Annotated in this window: 17 protein-coding genes and 1 tRNA gene; 6 read left to right on the forward strand and 12 right to left on the reverse strand. The window is 72.4% G+C overall.

Annotation, left to right across the window (positions count from 1 at the left end; genetic code table 11):
* Positions 1-24: 24 nt before the first annotated feature.
* The 3 genes from ACFVGS_RS18400 to ACFVGS_RS18410 form a co-directional block, all read right to left on the reverse strand.
* Entirely contained in the window at positions 25-447 is a 423-nt protein-coding gene (locus ACFVGS_RS18400) for a hypothetical protein (RefSeq protein WP_384410167.1), read from the reverse strand.
* Positions 444-2,174, reverse strand: a complete 1,731-nt coding sequence (locus tag ACFVGS_RS18405; RefSeq protein ID WP_385693044.1) for a right-handed parallel beta-helix repeat-containing protein — start codon at positions 2,172-2,174, stop codon at positions 444-446. The genes ACFVGS_RS18400 and ACFVGS_RS18405 overlap by 4 nt, the downstream gene beginning before the upstream one ends.
* Positions 2,175-2,270: 96 nt before the next feature.
* Positions 2,271-2,344 (reverse strand) — tRNA-Thr (locus tag ACFVGS_RS18410).
* 191 nt (positions 2,345-2,535) lie between these two features.
* Here ACFVGS_RS18410 and ACFVGS_RS18415 point away from each other — a divergent pair.
* The 3 genes from ACFVGS_RS18415 (at position 2,536) to ACFVGS_RS18425 (ending at position 5,060) form a co-directional block, all read left to right on the forward strand.
* Positions 2,536-3,633: an ABC transporter ATP-binding protein gene (locus ACFVGS_RS18415; RefSeq protein WP_384410161.1), complete on the forward strand. Its 1,098-nt coding sequence runs from the start codon at positions 2,536-2,538 to the stop codon at positions 3,631-3,633.
* 246 nt (positions 3,634-3,879) lie between these two features.
* Entirely contained in the window at positions 3,880-4,302 is a 423-nt protein-coding gene (locus ACFVGS_RS18420) for a hypothetical protein (RefSeq protein ID WP_384410158.1), read from the forward strand.
* Between the two features lie 44 nt (positions 4,303-4,346).
* Positions 4,347-5,060 (forward strand): NDP-sugar synthase, encoded by a 714-nt coding sequence (locus ACFVGS_RS18425; protein WP_384410155.1) that lies wholly within the window; start codon positions 4,347-4,349, stop codon positions 5,058-5,060.
* 441 nt (positions 5,061-5,501) lie between these two features.
* Here ACFVGS_RS18425 and ACFVGS_RS18430 read toward each other — a convergent pair whose 3' ends face one another.
* The 6 genes from ACFVGS_RS18430 to ACFVGS_RS18455 all read right to left on the reverse strand — a co-directional run bounded on the left by ACFVGS_RS18430 (position 5,502) and on the right by ACFVGS_RS18455 (position 11,865).
* Positions 5,502-7,034 (reverse strand): DoxX family membrane protein, encoded by a 1,533-nt coding sequence (locus ACFVGS_RS18430; RefSeq protein WP_384410152.1) that lies wholly within the window; start codon positions 7,032-7,034, stop codon positions 5,502-5,504.
* Between the two features lie 116 nt (positions 7,035-7,150).
* On the reverse strand, positions 7,151-8,107 hold the full coding sequence (rlmB, locus tag ACFVGS_RS18435; protein WP_384410149.1) for a 23S rRNA (guanosine(2251)-2'-O)-methyltransferase RlmB: 957 nt from the start codon (positions 8,105-8,107) through the stop codon (positions 7,151-7,153).
* Positions 8,108-8,198: 91 nt separating this feature from the next.
* A complete protein-coding gene (gene cysS, locus ACFVGS_RS18440) occupies positions 8,199-9,599 on the reverse strand; it encodes a cysteine--tRNA ligase (protein WP_384410146.1) in 1,401 nt (466 codons plus the stop codon).
* 193 nt (positions 9,600-9,792) lie between these two features.
* Entirely contained in the window at positions 9,793-10,326 is a 534-nt protein-coding gene (gene ispF, locus ACFVGS_RS18445) for a 2-C-methyl-D-erythritol 2,4-cyclodiphosphate synthase (protein WP_384410143.1), read from the reverse strand.
* Positions 10,316-11,065, reverse strand: a complete 750-nt coding sequence (ispD, locus tag ACFVGS_RS18450) for a 2-C-methyl-D-erythritol 4-phosphate cytidylyltransferase (protein ID WP_384410140.1) — start codon at positions 11,063-11,065, stop codon at positions 10,316-10,318. Before ispD ends, ispF begins: the two co-directional genes overlap by 11 nt.
* 317 nt (positions 11,066-11,382) lie before the next feature.
* Positions 11,383-11,865: a CarD family transcriptional regulator gene (locus ACFVGS_RS18455; RefSeq protein WP_003953493.1), complete on the reverse strand. Its 483-nt coding sequence runs from the start codon at positions 11,863-11,865 to the stop codon at positions 11,383-11,385.
* A 736-nt stretch (positions 11,866-12,601) separates the two neighbouring features.
* Here ACFVGS_RS18455 and ACFVGS_RS18460 point away from each other — a divergent pair.
* On the forward strand, positions 12,602-13,270 hold the full coding sequence (locus ACFVGS_RS18460) for a DUF461 domain-containing protein (RefSeq protein ID WP_384410138.1): 669 nt from the start codon (positions 12,602-12,604) through the stop codon (positions 13,268-13,270).
* Positions 13,271-13,532: 262 nt separating this feature from the next.
* Here ACFVGS_RS18460 and ACFVGS_RS18465 read toward each other — a convergent pair whose 3' ends face one another.
* Entirely contained in the window at positions 13,533-14,213 is a 681-nt protein-coding gene (locus ACFVGS_RS18465; RefSeq protein ID WP_015035162.1) for a response regulator transcription factor, read from the reverse strand.
* Positions 14,210-15,784, reverse strand: coding sequence for a sensor histidine kinase (locus tag ACFVGS_RS18470; RefSeq protein WP_385693045.1), 1,575 nt, complete (start codon positions 15,782-15,784; stop codon positions 14,210-14,212). The genes ACFVGS_RS18465 and ACFVGS_RS18470 overlap by 4 nt, the downstream gene beginning before the upstream one ends.
* A gap of 288 nt (positions 15,785-16,072) precedes the next feature.
* On the opposite strand from ACFVGS_RS18470, the gene phoU reads away from it, so the two are divergent.
* Together phoU and ACFVGS_RS18480 are read left to right on the forward strand one after the other, a co-directional pair.
* Positions 16,073-16,753 carry a phosphate signaling complex protein PhoU gene (gene phoU / locus ACFVGS_RS18475; RefSeq protein WP_384410133.1) on the forward strand — a complete coding sequence of 227 codons (681 nt, stop codon included), beginning with the start codon at positions 16,073-16,075 and terminating at the stop codon, positions 16,751-16,753.
* 125 nt (positions 16,754-16,878) lie between these two features.
* On the forward strand, positions 16,879-17,037 hold the full coding sequence (locus tag ACFVGS_RS18480) for a hypothetical protein (protein ID WP_384410130.1): 159 nt from the start codon (positions 16,879-16,881) through the stop codon (positions 17,035-17,037).
* A gap of 202 nt (positions 17,038-17,239) precedes the next feature.
* On the opposite strand, the gene ACFVGS_RS18485 is transcribed toward ACFVGS_RS18480, so the two are convergent.
* Positions 17,240-17,710, reverse strand: a complete 471-nt coding sequence (locus ACFVGS_RS18485; protein WP_384410127.1) for a GNAT family N-acetyltransferase — start codon at positions 17,708-17,710, stop codon at positions 17,240-17,242.
* Positions 17,711-17,783 lie beyond the last annotated feature (73 nt).

The following is a 17,783-nucleotide window of genomic DNA, read 5'->3' on the forward strand; positions in this document are numbered from 1 at the left end:
GAGCACTCCGGAACCACTCCCGCCTCAGCCGAGGCCGCTCAGTCCCTGCATCGCCGAAAGCGCCCACTCCTGGGCCCCGACCGTCGTCCCGGCCGCCACCCCCGTCGCGACCGGGGCGAGCGCGCCCCGGAGCATGGTGAGGGCGCGCCGCAGCCTGCCGGGCTCGGGCTCCTCGGTGCCGCTGATGGCGGCGAGGACCTCGCCGGCCGCGGCCTCGGTGTCCTCGCGCTCCTGCGCGCCGAGGCCCTGCTCGGGCAGCCGCGCCAGCAGCTCCCGTACGAGGCCGGCGAGTTCGGTGTAACCGGGGGCGACCGCCGCCGGGGTGTGGTTGATCTGGTTCTGGGTGACCTGCTCGTTGCCCACGGCGATCTGGGAACCGGTCACCGGGCCGTGGATGTGGAGCCCCGAACCCTGGTGCTCCGGGGTGCCGTGCTGGGGACCGTTCATGCGGGAGATCCGTCCTCGTCGGTGTGCGGCGTCTGCCGGCTGTCGATGCGCTGGTTCATGTCGACCCGCTCGTTGCCCACGGCGAGCTGGGAGTCCCTCACGCCTCCGTGGATGGTCACGTTGTTGTAGGTGACGTGCGTCGGCGGCGGCTGGTTCGCCTCGTCCTTCCACTCCTCCACCGACAGCGAGCTCCGCAGCGACGGCATCGACACCAGGCCGTTGTGCCGCACGCCCGCCGCGCCCGTCCCCGACACCGCGCAGCCCACGAAGAGCCCGCCCGCCTGGTCCCGGAAGAACGCACCCACCGATGCGCAGTCGGTGAACTCGCTGTCGTGGACCTCCAGTCTCGACTGGTCCTGGGCGAGGAGACCGAGCGACTCCGATCCGGCCACCCTGAGCCGCCGGGCGACGAGCCGCCCCTTCCCGAGGGCCGCGGCCCCCGCCGACGTCACCGCCCGCGCGTCGCAGTCGGTCAGGAAGAGCTGGGCCTCCTCCGCGACGGCGAAGCCCACCGTGCCGCGCTCCGCGGTGACCTGGCGCAGGGTGACCCGGGAGGTACCGAGGACCTCCGCGGCCGACATCGAGAAGTCCGTGAACACCCCGCCGTCCACCTCCGCGGTCGTGCCCGCGTCGCCACGCGACTCCAGATGGGTCACGCAGCGCTCCACCCGCACGTCCCGGAAGACGGCCTTGCCGCCCTCGTACGCCCGGAGCGCGACGCTCGTCAGATCCGCGACCCGCACCCCGTGGAAGGCGCCCCGAGAGCCCGTGCCGGTGACGACGACGCCGACGTTGCCGCCGGCGACCCGGAGGCCGTGCACCTCCGGGGCACCGCGCTCGGACACGAACACCGCGACGTTGCCTGCCTCCGCGACCTCGCAGTCCTCGAACCGGCCGCGCCCCGCCCGTACGGTGATCCCGGTGTCCCGGCAGCCGGTGAAGACACAGCCGCGCACCACGGGGTCGGAGCCCTCCGCGACCGCGATGCCGTGCTCGGAGCCGGTGACGCGGACCCGGTCCACGGTCCCACGGGAGTGCTGGAGGTATCCGACGGCCTCCGCGCCCACGTCGGCGATGGTGCAGTCGGCCACCGCCAGCCAGGCCTGCGTGTCCGCGAACAGCGCGGCCAGCCCGGTCCCGGTGAGCTCGCAGCCGGTCACCTCGGCCTGCGCGCCGCTGACCCTGACGCCGTGGATCCGGGCACCCGTGAACCGGCTGTCCCTCACGGACACCCGAGCGCCCTCGATCGCCGCGAGCGCGTTGTCCGCGGCGTCGGTGAACCGGCACCGCTCGACGTGCCCGCCGGCCCCGGAGAAGAGCACCCGGCCGTGCCGGAAGGCGCTGTCCCTGAGCGTCACCGCGGTGCCGGGCGTCGCGTGCACGCAGACGCCGGCCGGCGCCCGTACCTCCGTGTGCTCCAGTGTGAGCGTGCCCGCAGCGCAGCGGACGACGTCCGCGTCACGGGAGGCAAGGACGAGTCCGCGGGCCAGGACGGTCCCGGCCGTCTCCAGCGCGGTGCCGCTCGGCAGGATCACCGTGACCGAACCGGGCTCGCCCGTCGCGACCAGCTCGACCTCGCCCCGGACGAGGAGCGGCTCCGCGTAGTGCCCGGGCGCGATCTCGATCCGGGCCGGCCGGTTCTTGCGGGCCGCCGCGGCGAGCGCGGACGCGATGTCGCGGTGGACGCCCATGCCGCCGCGCGGCGACACGCGGTACCTCGCGGCCAAGGCGGCCACCTCCCCGTCAGCTTCCGCCCGTACCCAGAACCGAGGCCCTGCCGCCCGCACGGACGACAGGGCCTCGGACCTGGTGCTGTTTCAGAGAGCCCCCTGTCGGGTTCGAACCGACGACCCCCGCTTTACAAGAGCGGTGCTCTGGCCAGCTGAGCTAAGGAGGCAGCGAATGCAGTGTAACGAACGCCCGCCCGCCCCAGGTCGGAAATCTCACGCATCCCGTAGCACCCGGACTGCTGACAGATCCCGCGCCGCCGGGTAGCGTCACTCCGAGTTCACCCAGGTGGACTAGACCTCAATCCTTCCTTTACTCGGATCGTCCGGCACGTTCCTGCCGGTGAAGGGACACATCACCATGGCTTCCGTCACCTACGACAAGGCGACCCTGGTCTACCCCGGCGCCGAAAAGCCCTCCGTCAACGAGCTGGAGATCGAGATCGCCGACGGCGAGTTCCTCGTCCTCGTCGGCCCCTCCGGCTGTGGCAAGTCGACCTCGCTGCGCATGCTGGCCGGTCTGGAGGACGTCACCTCCGGCTCCATCCGCATCGGCGACCGCGACGTCACGCACCTGCCGCCGAAGGACCGGGACATCGCCATGGTGTTCCAGAACTACGCGCTCTACCCGCACATGACCGTCGCCGACAACATGGGCTTCGCCCTCAAGATCGCCGGCGTGAACAAGAGCGAGATCCGCGCCAAGGTCGAGGAGGCGGCGAAGATCCTCGACCTCACCGAGTACCTGGACCGCAAGCCGAAGGCGCTCTCCGGCGGTCAGCGCCAGCGCGTCGCCATGGGCCGCGCCATCGTCCGCGAGCCGCAGGTCTTCCTCATGGACGAGCCGCTGTCGAACCTCGACGCCAAGCTCCGCGTCTCGACCCGTACCCAGATCGCGAGCCTCCAGCGCCGCCTGGGCATCACGACCGTGTACGTGACGCACGACCAGACCGAGGCCCTCACCATGGGCGACCGGGTCGCGGTCCTCAAGGACGGTCTGCTCCAGCAGGTCGACACCCCGCGCAACATGTACGACAAGCCCGCCAACCTCTTCGTCGCCGGCTTCATCGGCTCCCCCGCCATGAACCTGATCGAGGTCCCGATCACCGACGGCGGCGTGAAGTTCGGCGCGAGCGTCGTCCCGGTCTCCCGCGAGGCCATCGCCGCCGCGGCCGCCAAGGGCGACACCACCGTCACCGTCGGCGTCCGCCCCGAGCACTTCGACGTGTCGGGCCCCACGGGCAAGGACGGCCTGGCCGTGACCGTGAACGTGGTCGAGGAGCTCGGCTCCGACGGCTTCGTGTACGGCTCCACCCGCGTCGGCGGCGAGGACAAGGACGTCGTGGTCCGCGTCGGCGGCCGCGAGGTCCCGGCCAAGGGCTCCACGCTGCACGTCGTGCCGCGCTCGGCCGAGCTGCACGTCTTCTCGACCTCGACGGGCGAGCGTCTCTCCGACTGACGCCGGCCCGCGCCGCCCGGCGCACGCGCTCCGCTCCGTACGGCTCCGTCCCCGCTTGCGGGGGCGGGGCCGTTCGCGTACAGGAGGCATGAATCCCCGACTCGGCGAAAACCCCGGCAGAACTGGGCAAACAGACACCCGGCCTCTCCCCCGCGTCAACACGGGATTCGAAAAGCCGCCTCGAACCATCCCTCGCGAGAGTGACTAAATGTCGCCATATCACTACCGGCCGCTACGCTCGCCTGCGTGACGCATACTGCCCGCCGAATCGGCCGCTCTCTCGCCCTCGTCCTGCCCGTCGTCCTGGTGCTCTCCGGAACGCTCGCGGTATCCGCCGTTCCGTGGGCCGGCCAGAGCCACGGAACCCAGATGCTGACCGCGTCGTCCGCCTCGTCGACGGACGTCTCCACCCGCGCCAAGTCCCGCGCCCCGCAGGATATTCTGCGCGACCAGCTCCTCGCAGAGCTTCAGGAGAAGGACCCCGGGGTCGCCCTCACCCACCTCCAGCGCGAAGTGGAGAACCGGCCCTCGCTCGCCCGGCACTGCATGTCCATCGCCCGCGCCCTCGGCGCCGCCGCGGTCGAGCGCTTCGGCCCGACGCGCGCCCAGTCCTACTCCCGCCCGGTCTGCGACACGTCCTTCGCGACCGGCGTCATGAACGCCGCCTGAGCCGGGCCCGGTAGGCCCGCCGTTCACCGCATATCGTTCCCGGTATGCACACTTCCCCGACGCAGGCCGTGGTCCTGGCGGGCGGCCAGGGCTCGCGGCTGCGCCCGTACACCGACGACCGCCCCAAGCCGATGGTCGAGATCCCGGGCACCGGGACCCCGATCATCGGCCATCAGCTGTCCTGGCTCGCCGCCGAGGGAGTGACGGACGCCGTCGTCTCCTGCGGCCACCTCGCCGAGGTGCTCCAGGAGTGGCTGGAGACCGCCGACCTGCCGCTGAAGGTGACCACGGTCGTCGAGTCCGAGCCGCTGGGCCGCGGCGGCGGCCTCAAGTACGCGGCGACGCACCTGCCCGAGCCCGGAAAGCCCTGGTACGCCACCAACGGCGACATCTGGACCCGCTTCTCGCTGCGCGAGATGGCCGAGTTCCACACCGAGCGCGACGCCACCGCGACCCTCGCGCTGGCCCGCCCGCGCATCCCGTGGGGCGCCGTCGAGACCGACGCCTTCGGCCACATCACCGACTTCATCGAGTCGCCGCCGTCCCCGTACCTCATCAACGCGGGCGTGTACGTCTTCTCCGCGGCCTTCACCGAGCTGCTGCCCGAGCGCGGCGACCACGAGCGCACCACCTTCCCGCGCCTCGCGCGGGAACGCCGCCTGGCGGGCTTCCCGCTGCCGCAGGGCGCGTACTGGCGGGCCATCGACACCGCCAAGGACCTGACGGAGGCGGCGAAGGAACTCGCCGCCCAGGCGTAGCCGGCGACGCACGGCGGGCGCGGCCCGCGGCGCACGGGTGGGCGCAGCCCGCGGCGCACGGGTGGGCGCAGCCCGCGGCGCACGGACGGGCCCAAACCGCGGCGCACGCGCAGCCCGCGGCGTACGGACGAGCCCAGACCCGCAGCGCACGGGCGGCCCAAACCGCGGCGCAGGCGCAACCCGCGGCGCACGGGCTTCGCCCGCCGCCCCGCCCAGGCGTGGGTCCAGGAAGCCGACGAAGGCGGCACCACGACTCGTGGTGCCGCCTTCTCGCGCTCCGGCGGCCCTGGCCGCCTTCTCGCGCTTCGGCGGCCCGGCTCCTCTCGCGGTGCCTCGCACCGGCCGGGTGGAGCGCCGGCCACGCGAGAGGGGCCCCGGTGTCCGCATGGACACCGGGGCCCTCAGGAAGTCGGGCCGCCCGGCCGGCAGGGCCGCCCGGCCTCAGCCCAGCAGGCCACCGATCGGGTTGCGCGCGCCGCCCGACGTCGAGCCGCCGTCCGACGAGCCGGTGCTGCTCCCGCTCGACGGGGTGCCGCTCGTGCCGCCCGACGTGGAGTCGCTCGTCGAGGACGACGGAGCCGTCGTGCGGGTCTGGCTCGGGCTCCGCGTGGTCGTCGCCGACGGGCTCGTACGGTCGCTGCGCCGGGTCTCCCGCGCCGACTCCGTCGGCTTCGCCTCGTCCTCGTCCTGCTCGCTCGTGCCGCTCGCCCCGGTCGTCGCCGTGGGCTTCGGGCTCTTCGTGGCCTTCCGGGACGGGCTGCTCGCGCCCGGTTCCTGCGGCAGCGGCTGCCCCGGCAGGTGGTTGATCGGGTCGTCGTTCGGCCCCGGCACCGTGACCATCTGCGAGGAGCGCACCGCGCCGCCGAGCATCGAGCCGACGAGCAGCGTGAGTCCGACGACCACCGCGGCCACCACCGTGCCGCGCCGCAGCACCCGGCGGCGCAGCTCCCACAGCTCCGAGCGCGGCCCGAGGGTCCGCCACGCCTCGCCCGCCAGCCGGCCGTCGATCGAGTACACCGGGGCGCCCGCGATGATCAGCGGCGACCACGCGGCCAGGTAGATGATGTCCGGCGCGTCGTAGACCGGGACGGTCTTCCAGCTGACGGTCAGGATCAGCGCCGCCGACAGCAGCGCGCCCACCACGGCCGCGACCCGCTGCCACAGGCCGAGCACGGTGAGGACGCCGACGACGACCTGGAGGAACGCGACGGTGAGGCCCGCGCCGACCGGGTGCTGCAGCGCGAAGTCGCGCAGCGGCTCGGCCAGCGCCCACGGGTGCAGCGAGTGCAGCCACTTGACCATGGAGCCGCGCTCGCCGCCGTCGAAGTAGACGGGGTCGCAGAGCTTGCCCATGCCCGCGTAGATGGAGATGAAGCCGAGGAAGACGCGCAGCGGCAGGAGCACCACGCCCAGGTTCATCCGGCGGCCCGGGTAGTACGCGTGCCGGACGGCGTCCGCGCCGTGCCGCTGCCCGCGGGCCTGCGGATCGGCGCCCTCGTCGTACGCGTCGGGCGCCATCTCGTACACGTCGTCGTACGCGCCCTCGGCGCGCCGCATCGGCGGCAGCAGCGGGGCGGGCGGCCCGGCCGCCGGCACCACCGGGGTGGGCATCGTGTCGTCGATGCGCGGGATGGTCTGGGTCGTCGGCTCCAGAGTGGAGACGGCGCCCGCGGCCGACGAGTCGCGGACCGCCTGGAGCAGCCCGGTGGCGCCCGGCGCGGACTTGCCGCTCCACACGACGGGCCGGCGGCGGGCCTGGCCGGCTCCCGCGCCGGCGACAGCGCCGACACCCGCCGCGGCTCCGGCGAGCGCGGCGATACGGGGAGCGACCTTCGTCTCCTTGGCCGGCGCGAGCCGCACACGGAAGCTGGCGTGGTTCACGATCACCTGGGCGGGATCGGAATCCACCTTGACCATGCTCAGCGCGGGCTGATCGTCGAACCCCGGCCGGGGCGTTCTGGTGTCCACACTCATCTAACCGAGTGATGCGCGGTTAGGACACTGCCTTGACGGACCCGAAATGTCGGAGGTCCGTCAAGATCACGGCCGGGGCGCGTCCCCCGTTCGGGTCAGCCCGTACGGGGGACGGATCAGCGCATGCGGCGGCGGGCCGCCTCGTAGAGCACCACGCCCGCCGCGACACCGGCGTTCAGCGACTCGGCGCCACCGGGCATCGGGATGCGGACGAGGAAGTCGCAGGTCTCACCGACCAGTCGGGACAGGCCCTTGCCCTCGGAGCCGACGACGACGACGACCGGGCCGGACAGCGCCTCCAGCTCGTGCACCTCGGTGTCGCCGTCCGCGGACAGGCCGACGACCGTCAGGCCCGCCTTCTGGTACTGCTCCAGGCAGCGGGTCAGGTTGGTGGCGCGGGCCACCGGCGTACGGGCGGCGGTACCGGCCGAGGTCTTCCAGGCGCCGGCGGTCATGCCGGCCGCGCGCCGCTCCGGCACGACCACGCCGTGGCCGCCGAAGGCGGAGACCGACCGCACGACGGCGCCCAGGTTGCGCGGGTCGGTGACGCCGTCGAGGGCGACGATCAGCGGGTCCTCGTGGTCGTCGTAGGCCGCCTCGGCCAGGTCCTCGGGGTGCGCGTACTCGTACGGCGGGACCTGGAGGACGAGGCCCTGGTGGTTGAGCCCGTTGGTCATCCGGTCGAGCTCGGGGCGCGGCGCCTCCATGATGTTGATGTTGCCGCGGCCGGTGGCGAGGTTCAGCGCCTCGCGCACGCGCTCGTCGTTGTCGATGAACTGCTGGACGTAGAGCGTGGTGGCGGGCACGCCGTCGCGCAGCGCCTCGAAGACCGGGTTGCGGCCGACGACCATCTCCGACTGGCCCTTGCCGCCGCGGCGGGCGACAGGCTTGCGCTTGGCCGCGTTGCGGGCCATCGCGTTGGAGACGCGGTACGCCTTGTGGCCCTTGCGGTTCTCGGCCTTGGGCGTCGGGCCCTTGCCTTCGAGGCCCTTGCGCCGCTGGCCACCGCTGCCGACCGTCGCGCCCTTCTTGTTGGACGTGCGACGTCCCCTGCGCTGGCTGTTCCCGGCCATGACTGCTACCTGTTTCCTCTACCTGCGTGCGTATGAAGTCTGTAAGTGAAGTGTGCCGCCCGGAGGCCCGGACGGCACACGCGTCGTCTTGCTAGCGGTTGGCGAGGGTCCAGCGCGGACCGTCCGGGCTGTCCTCGATGGCGAGGCCGGACTGCGTGAGCTGGTCACGGATGGCGTCCGCGGTCGCCCAGTCCTTCCGTTCACGGGCGGACTCGCGCTGCTGGAGCACCAGCCGTACGAGGGTGTCGACCACGCCGTGCAGCTCCTCGCCGCCACCGGTCTCCTCGGCCCAGTGGGGGTCGAGCGGGTCGAGACCGAGGACGCCGAGCATGGCGCGCACCTCGGCGAGGCGGGCGATGGCCTCGTCCTTGTCGTCGGCGGCCAGCGCGCTGTTGCCCTGGCGGACGGTGGTGTGGATGATCGCCAGCGCGTGCGGCACGCCCAGGTCGTCGTCCATGGCCTCGGCGAAGGCCGGCGGCACCTCGGCGGCGGGGGCGACGGGCGACCCGGCCTTCTCGGTGGCGCGCTGCACGAAGCCCTCGATGCGGCCGAAGGCGGCCTCGGCCTCGCGCAGGGACTCCTCGCTGTACTCGATCATCGAGCGGTAGTGCGGGGTGCCCAGGTAGTAACGCAGGACGATCGGGCGCCAGTTCTTCACCATCTCGGAGACGAGGACGCTGTTGCCCAGCGACTTCGACATCTTCTCGCCGCTCATGGTGACCCAGGCGTTGTGCACCCAGTACGAGGCGAAGTCGTCGCCGAAGGCCTTGGCCTGGGCGATCTCGTTCTCGTGGTGGGGGAAGATCAGGTCGAGACCGCCGCCGTGGATGTCGAAGGCGGAGCCCAGGTACTTGTGCGCCATCGCCGAGCACTCCAGGTGCCAGCCGGGACGGCCGCGGCCCCACGGGGTCTCCCAGTCGGGCTCGCCCGGCTTGGTCGCCTTCCACATGGCGAAGTCGCGCGGGTCGCGCTTGCCGGTGATGCCTTCCTCGGCCGGCTGGCGCAGGTCGTCGATGTCCTGGTTGGACAGCGCCAGGTAGTCCGGGAAGGAGCGCACGTCGAAGTAGACGCTGCCGTCGGCGACGTAGGCGTGGCCGCGCTCGACGAGGCCGCGCATCATCTCGACCATCTCGGTGACGTGGCCGGTGGCGCGCGGCTCGTAGGTGGGCGGCAGGCAACCGAGGGCGTGGTAGCCGTCGTTGAAGGCGCGCTCGTTCTCGTAGCCGATGGACCACCAGGGGCGGCCCTGCTCGGCGCCCTTCTTGATGATCTTGTCGTCGATGTCGGTGACGTTGCGGACGAACGTGACGTCGTAGCCGCGGTACGCGAACCAGCGGCGCATGATGTCGAAGTTCAGGCCCGAGCGGATGTGCCCGATGTGCGGGGCGGCCTGCACGGTCGCGCCACACAGGTAGATCGAGACACAGCCCGGCTTGATCGGGGTGAAGTCACGGATCTGCCGGGCGCTGGTGTCGTACAGGCGAATAGTCACCACACCAGGGTAGTGGGCGGGGGGCAGTGCCCCGCGACCCTTTGCGGGTCGCGGGTGACACTTTTCCCACTCGGCTTCCCGCTCGGCTTCCCGCCGGGCGTTCCCCGGGTGGGGACCCGGCCGGGATCCGGCCCGGCGACGGGATGCCGCCAGGCCTTCTCTTTCGGACCGGCCGAGATCCGGAAGAGGCGGCCTAGGCGCGGGCCACCGGGTAGACGAGAGCGGTCGCGAGGGCGGCCAGGCCCTCGGCGCGGCCGGTGAGGCCGAGGCCGTCGGTGGTGGTGCCGGAGACGGACACGGGGGCGCCGGCCGCCTCGCTCAGGGCCTTCTGGGCCTCGTCGCGGCGCTTGCCGATCTTGGGGCGGACGCCGACGACCTGGACGGCGATGTTGCCGATCTCGTAGCCCTCGGCCCGGACGATGCGGGCGGCCTCGGCGAGCAGGGTGACGCCGGAGGCGCCGGACCACTCGGGGCGCGAGGTCCCGAAGTGGGCGCCGAGGTCGCCGATGCCGGCGGCGGAGAACAGCGCGTCGCAGGCGGCGTGGGCGGCCACGTCACCGTCGGAGTGCCCGGCGAGCCCGTACCCGTCGCTGTCGGGGCCCTCCCACAGGAGACCGGCGCACCACAGCTCGCGCCCCTTCTCGAAGGCGTGGACGTCGGTGCCGATGCCGGTACGGGGCAGCGGCACGGAGGCGGGGGCGGGGGCCTGGGAGAACTCAGAAGCCATCGTTGGCCCTCCTGCGGGCGAGTACGGCCTCGGCGAGGACGAGGTCGAGGGGGCGGGTCACCTTGAAGGCCTCTTCGTGACCGGGCACGACGACGACGGGCGCGCCGAGCTTCTCGACCATGCCGGCGTCGTCGGTGGCGCCCTCTCCGGTGAGGGCGACGGTGGCGTGGGCGTTGACGAGGGTCTCGCGGTCGAAGCCCTGCGGGGTCTGTACGGCGCGGAGGCGGGCGCGGACCGGGGTGGCGACGACCTGCTCGGGGCCGCCGGGCCGCTCGGCCGGCTCGACCTCCTTGACGGTGTCGGCGACGGGCAGCGCGGGGACGACGGCGACGGCTCCGTCCCGTACCGCCTCGATGACGGCGTCGACGGTGTCGACGGGCACGAGCGGGCGGGCGGCGTCGTGCACCAGGACGGTGGTGACGTCGTCGGGGATCGCCTTGAGGCCGAGGTGGACGGACTCCTGGCGGGTGTCGCCGCCGGGCACGACCACGTAGTCGGTCCGCTCGGGCAGGGCGTGGGCGTCGAGGAGGTTCTTGACCTCGGCGGCGCCGTCGGACGGCGCGACCACGACGACGAGGGAGACGGCGCGGGAGGCGGCCATCGCCCGGACGGCGTGGATGAGCATGGGGGTGCCGTTCAGCGCGCGCAGCGCCTTGGGGGCGCCCGGGCCGAGGCGCACGCCCCGGCCGGCCGCGGGGATCACCACGGCGGTGCGAGTAGGACGCGCTTCGTCTGTCATCGGTTGCACTCCGGCAGGTTTGTTTCCGCGGGCGACGTGGGTATGGCGTCAGCAGGCTTGCCGCGACGCCTCGACCGGGCCCTTTCCGTGACGACGGTCGAGGCGTCGCCGTGCGAGCCGCCGTGATCGTCGTGTGGGGTGCCGAGGTCGGCAGGGGGTCGGGAAAAGAGAGACGAACATGCCGCAGTGCCCGGCGACGGCACTGTGGAATCACTGGGATTCACAGCGCGTCAGCGGGCACCGCGGCATTGTGCGTGGCATGCATGTGCGTGACATGGCATGAGCGCCAGGCGTCGGATGGCATCAGACGGCAGGCGTCAGGACGCGAGCACCTCGTCGAGAAGCGCCTCGGCCTTGTCCTCGTTGGTGTTCTCCGCGAGGGCCAGCTCGCTCACCAGGATCTGGCGTGCCTTGGCGAGCATGCGCTTCTCACCGGCGGAGAGACCGCGCTCGCGCTCACGGCGCCACAGGTCGCGCACCACTTCGGCGACCTTGATGACGTCGCCCGACGCGAGCTTCTCCAGATTCGCCTTGTAGCGACGGGACCAGTTGGTCGGCTCCTCGGCGTACGGCGCGCGCAGCACCTCGAAGACCCGGTCCAGCCCGTCCTGACCGACCACGTCGCGAACACCGACGAACTCCGCATTGTCCGCCGGCACACGAACCGTCAGGTCGCCCTGCGCGACCTTGAGCACCAAGTAGGTCTTGTCCACGCCTTTGATCTGGCGAGTTTCGATGGCCTCGATCAGCGCGGCCCCGTGATGGGGATAGACCACGGTGTCGCCAACCTTGAACGTCATGTGACAGGTACCCCTTCCGTGGCTATCCAGAGTAACACGGATACGGCTTCTTCTGAATGGCGTTTTCGCAGGTCAGGGCATATCTCGGGGCTTGACAACAGCGCCGCGGACGTGCTGCGGAGGCCTTCCGGAAGGCGGTATTCGCAGGTCGGAGCGGCTGCGTGGACGCAGAGAAACACCCACGTTACAGGCTCCGAGGGTGGTGCGAGAGAGGGGTGATGTCCAGGTTTGCCGGGTTCGGTGTGGCGCTCTTCACGTAGTCCGTTCGAGGATCGACCACCCGTACGGGCGGATTCTCGAATTGATCACGGAGGGATTCCCGAATGGCGCGGAGGGGTGGTGCACGGGTAATGCGCGGCCGGCGGCCGAATTGATCACGGCGCTTATGTGAACGGCGCGTCAATGGGGCGTGATCCGGCCATGACGGCGAGTTCCCGACGGAGGCGGGGGGGCGGAGGGCCGCGGCGGTGCGGCGGGCGGGGGTGGCGGGCGGGGCGGGCGCGGGGGTGGCGGGCGGGGCGGGCGCGGGGGTGTGGTGGGCGGGCGGCTGGTGGCGGGCCCGGTACGCGACCGGGGTGCGGCCGGTACGCGACCGGTGCGCGGCCGGTACGCGACCGGTTACGCGTTGGGGGCGGGTCGGGTGCGGGACGGAGAGTGCGGCTCGGTAACCTAAGCGCGCTGACACACCTTTAGCCGTTACTTAGCCCGTCCGTACGTCCTAGGAGTTGCCGCCGCCGTGAGCCGCAGCCTTCGACGCGGCGCCCTCGCCGCCACCGCCATCGTGATCTCGATCGCCTCGCTGTCCGCCTGTGGTGCGGGCAACGACGCACAGACGCTCGGCGTCCGGCCGGACAACGCCGCCGTCACGGTGGACGACGTCAAGATCCAGAACGCGCTCGTGATCACCCAGCCGGACCCGGGTGCCGTCGGCCCGGCCGTCGTCTCCGCCACCGTCTTCAACAACGGCCGGACGCAGCAGACCCTCGAGTCGATCGCCCTGCCGGGCACCGTCGGCACCGTGAAGCTCAAGGCGGCCGAGGGCGACGGCCCGATCGTCGTCCCCGCCGGCGGCTCCGTCGTGATCGGCGGCGCCGGCAACGCGACCGCCACGATCGAGGGCGGCCTGCGGGAGGCCAGGAACGGCGACGCGCAGAAGGTCGTCTTCAAGCTGAGCAAGACCGGCGAGGTGTCGCTCGACGCGTTCGTCGTCCCGGCGCAGGGCTACTTCAAGGAGTACGGCCCCGCCGAGATCCCGAAGCCGCCGGCCACCACGCCGACCACGGGCGCCACCGCCACCGCCTCCCCGACCGGTGAGGCCGGCCACGGCGCCACCCCGTCGGGCACGGCGACCCCGACCGGCACGGCCACGCCGACCGGCGAGGCCGGCCACGCGGCCGGCCACTGAGCCCGGACACAGGCAAGCCGAAAGGGCGCCCCCTCCGAGGAGGGGGCGCCCTTTCGCACAGGCGCTGACGCGGCGCCGTCGGCCTACGGCTCGAACTTGTAGCCCAGACCCCGCACCGTCACCAGGTAGCGCGGCGCACCGGGGTCCGGCTCGAGCCCCCTGCCACACCGCGCCCCTCGCACCGCTCGACCCCAGGGGGCCTCCCGGGCTTCGGGACGCCGCGCCGGACTCCGTCCGGCGGTGATGGGCCGCGGGTCGCGTCCTACGGCTCGAACTTGTAGCCCAGACCCCGCACCGTCACCAGGTAGCGCGGCGCACCGGGGTCCGGCTCGATCTTGGCGCGGAGGCGCTTCACGTGGACGTCGAGGGTCTTCGTGTCGCCGACGTAGTCGGCGCCCCAGACCCGGTCGATGAGCTGCATGCGGGTGAGGACGCGGCCCGCGTTGCGGAGCAGCATCTCCAGGAGGTCGAACTCCTTCAGCGGCAGGTCGACCTTGCCGCCCGCGACGGTGACCACGTGGCGGTCGACGTCCATGCGGACCGGGCCGGCCTCCAGGGCGGCGGGCGTGACCTCCTCCGGCTCTCCGCGGCGGCGCAGCACCGCGCGGATGCGGGCCACCAGCTCACGCGAGGAGAAGGGCTTGGTCACGTAGTCGTCGGCTCCTATTTCCAGCCCGACGACCTTGTCGATCTCGCTGTCCTTGGCGGTCACCATGATCACCGGGACGTTGGAGCGGCCGCGCAGCTGCCGGCACACCTCCGTACCGGGCAGGCCCGGCAGCATCAGGTCGAGGAGGACGAGATCCGCTCCGTTGCGCTCGAACTCGTCGAGGCCGTCGGGCCCGGTCGCCGCGACGGCGACCTCGAAGCCCTCCTTGCGGAGCATGTACGACAGGGCGTCGCTGAAGGATTCCTCATCCTCGACGACAAGCACTCGGGTCACGGAAGGACCTCCGGGGCAGGGAGTGGTTCGGTCATGAGATCGGGGGTGGTGGAGGTGGAGGTGGACGCGGAGAGGGAAGGCGAGTCGGAGCCGAGCCCGGGACCGTGGCCCGAGCCCGAGCCCGAGCCGTTGCCGGCGCCCGAGCCGGGAGCGTGACCCGAGCCGTAACCGTGGCCGGCGCCCGAGCCGGGACCGTGGCCCGGGCCGGAGCTCTGGCCGTGGCCCTGGCTGTGACCCTGGCCGGAGGCCGAAGCGTGGCCGTGGTCGGGACCGAGCCGGCCGTCGAGGCCCGGGGCGTCGAGACCCGGGGCGTCGTCGTGACCGAGGTCGTGGTCATGGCCGAGGTCGTGGTCGTGGCCGGGTTCGTCGTCGTGGTCGTGGTCGCCCGCCGTGCCGTTCTGCTCGGCGCGGCGGTTCCGCCCCGCGCGCGCCTCGGGCAGCCGCAGGGTGAAGGTCGAGCCCTGGCCCTCGGTGCTCCACACCGTGACCTCCCCGCCGTGCGAGGCGGCCACGTGCTTGACGATGGCCAGGCCGAGGCCCGTACCGCCGGTGGCGCGGGAGCGGGCCGGGTCGACCCGGTAGAAGCGTTCGAAGATCCGCTCGCGGTCCTTCTCCGAGATGCCGATGCCCTGGTCGGTCACCGCTATCTCGATCAGGTCGCCGCCGGGTGCCGCGACGCGGCGGGCGGCGATGCCGACCCGCGTACGGGCCGGCGAGTAGTTGACGGCGTTCTCGACGAGGTTGCCGAGGGCGGCGGCGAGCTGGCCGCGGCTGCCCCAGACATACAGGTCGGCGGTGCCTCCGGACGCCATCGTGATCTGCTTGGTGGAGGCGGTGTGCCGCGAACGGTCGATCGCCTCGGCGACCAGCTCGTCCACGCGCACCGGCTCGGAGTCCTCCAGCGGGTCGTCGTTCTGCACCCGCGAGAGGTCGATGAGCTCCTGCACCAGGTTGGTGAGGCGGGTCGCCTCGATCTGCATCCGGCCCGCGAAGCGGGTGACCGCCTCGGGGTCGTCCGAGGCGTCCATGACGGCCTCGGAGAGCAGGGAGAGCGCGCCGGTGGGCGTCTTCAGCTCGTGGCTCACGTTGGCGACGAAGTCGCGCCGTACCGCTTCGATCCGGCGGGCCTCCGTCAGGTCCTCGACGAGCAGCAGCACGAGCCGCGACCCCAGCGGCGCGACCCGGGCGGAGACCGCCAGGGCCTCGCCGCGGCCGGTGCCGCGCCGTGGCAGGTCGAGCTCCACCTGGCGTATCTCTCCGTCGCGGCGGGTGTCGCGGGCCATGTTGAGCATGGGCTCGACGGCCAGCTTCCCGCCGCGGACCAGGCCGAGCGCGTACGCCGCCGAGCTGGCCTTGACCACCGAGTCGCTCTCGTCGAGGACGACGGCGGAGGAGCGCAGCACGGACAGCACGGTGTCGACGCCGGGCGGGAGCACGGCATCGGTGTGCAGGGAGGTACGGGTGGGTCGCGCCTGGTCGCGCTCGCTCCAGCGGAATGCCAGCATGGCGATCACGCCGGTGCACACGCCGGCGATAGCGGCCAATGCGGCGACCGCCGCGTTCACGTCCATGCCATCCAGGTTATGCGGGTCGAATGACACTCTCCCAGCCGTCCGGGTGGCTCCTCGAACAGTCGTCGCCCAGAGTTCACCGAGGAGACGGGGCTGGTTCATTTGCCCTGGTGGACCCTGCGGCGTGCGTTGCCCAGAGTTCACCTGGGTGACAGGGGTGGTTCACGTGAGGGGGTGGAGCCCGACGCGTACGGGCCCGAACGTGGGAGCGTGGGGGCACGGACCGACCCGGGACCCGGGGTCCGGGCCCCGAGGCATTTACGGAGCGCGTAGAGAGGGACGACATCGATGCGGGACGCGTACCACGAGGAACTTGACTCGATCGGCGAGGGCCTGGTCGAGATGGCCCGTCTGGTCGGGTCGGCGATCGGGCGCGCCACGACGGCGATGCTGGACGCCGACCTGAAGCTCGCGGAGAGCGTCATCGCCGCGGACCAGAAGATCGACGACCTCCAGCACGACCTGGAGGCGCGGGCGATAGCGCTGCTCGCCCGGCAGCAGCCGGTGGCGACCGACCTGCGGATCGTGGTCACCTCGCTGCGCATGAGCGCCGACCTGGAGCGCTCGGGCGACCTCGCCCAACACGTCGCCAAGCTGACCCGGCTGCGCTTCCCGGACCGGGCGGTGCCGAACGACCTGCACGCCACCATCCTCCAGATGGGGCAGCTGGCGCAGCGGCTGATGGCGAAGGCGGCCGAGGTGATCATCACCAAGGACGTCGACCTCGCGCTGCAGCTGGAGCAGGACGACGACGAGATGGACCTGCTGCACCGCACGCTCTTCCAGCACCTGATGGACGACCGCTGGAAGCACGGCATCGAGACGGCCGTGGACGTGACGCTTCTCGGCCGCTACTACGAGCGGTTCGCCGACCACGCGGTGTCGGTCGCGAAGCGCGTCGTGTACCTGGTGACGGGTGAGCACGCGGACGAGCTCCAGCCGGCGGAGGCGCCGGTCGAGGGCGCGTAGGCGCTCCGGGGCGGACGGCCGGGCGGCGGCCGCACGGCCGTCGCACACCTGTGCGCCGTTGATGCGCCTCGGTGACTGGGCATGCAATGGGGGGAGGCGAGGTACGCCTCTCAGGGAGGGACCCCATGGCCGAATCCGCTCCGATCACCGACCCTCAGCAGGAGAGCGCGCTCCCGCGCGACGCGACGTTCCTGCCCGTCCTCGGCGCCTGCGGGTGCGGCTCGGGCTGCGGCTGCGGCTGCCAGTCCGGCGGGCCGTGCCAGTGCGGAGGCTGCTCCGGCTGACCGGCACGACACCTCGGTACGGGCTCCGCCCGGCTCTCGGGCGGAGCCCCTACTGCCGCGCGCGATCGCGGTCCGGGAGGCTCGACCCGGGCCGTAGGCCCTACGGGACCTACTCGCGCCTGTAGGCCTACAAGCCGTACAGGCCCTACAAGCAGCCCTACAAGCCGTACAGGCCCTACAAGCCGTACAGCCCTACTGGCCCCTACGAGATGTCCAGGACGCCGACCGTCTGGTCGCCGGCCAGTTCGCCGGTCTCTCGGAAGCCGAGCCGGCGGTAGAAGTCGCCGGGGCCGTGCTCGCCCTGGTGCCAGCTCACGTACATCTCGGTCGCCCCGCGCCGCCGCAGCTCCTCGCGTACGGCGTCGACGGCGAAGCGCCCGTACCCCCTGCCCTGCTGCTCGCCGCTGATGTTCAGCCGCCAGAGCCCGCTGCGCCGGTCGTCCGGGTCCTGCTCCGCGTTCCACTGGATGTCGACGAAGGCCATCAGGAAGCCGACCGGCTCGTCGCCGTCGAAGATCAGCCGTGGCCAGGCGGTCTCGCCGAACGCGTAGGCCTCGGCGAGCGAACGGACCACGGGCGCGACGTTGTCCTGCTGGTGGGGACGGACACTCAGTCCGAGGGCGGCGTCGATGTTCGCGGGGGTGACCGGCTCAAGACGCGGTGACGTGCTCATGGCCGGGACGGTAGACGAAGGCGATGATCAGCGCGCGCGAATTCGGAGGGGCGCGGACGCGGCCGGCTGCGCC

This window comes from Streptomyces sp. NPDC127114, assembly GCF_042677525.1.
GTDB lineage: Bacteria > Actinomycetota > Actinomycetes > Streptomycetales > Streptomycetaceae > Streptomyces.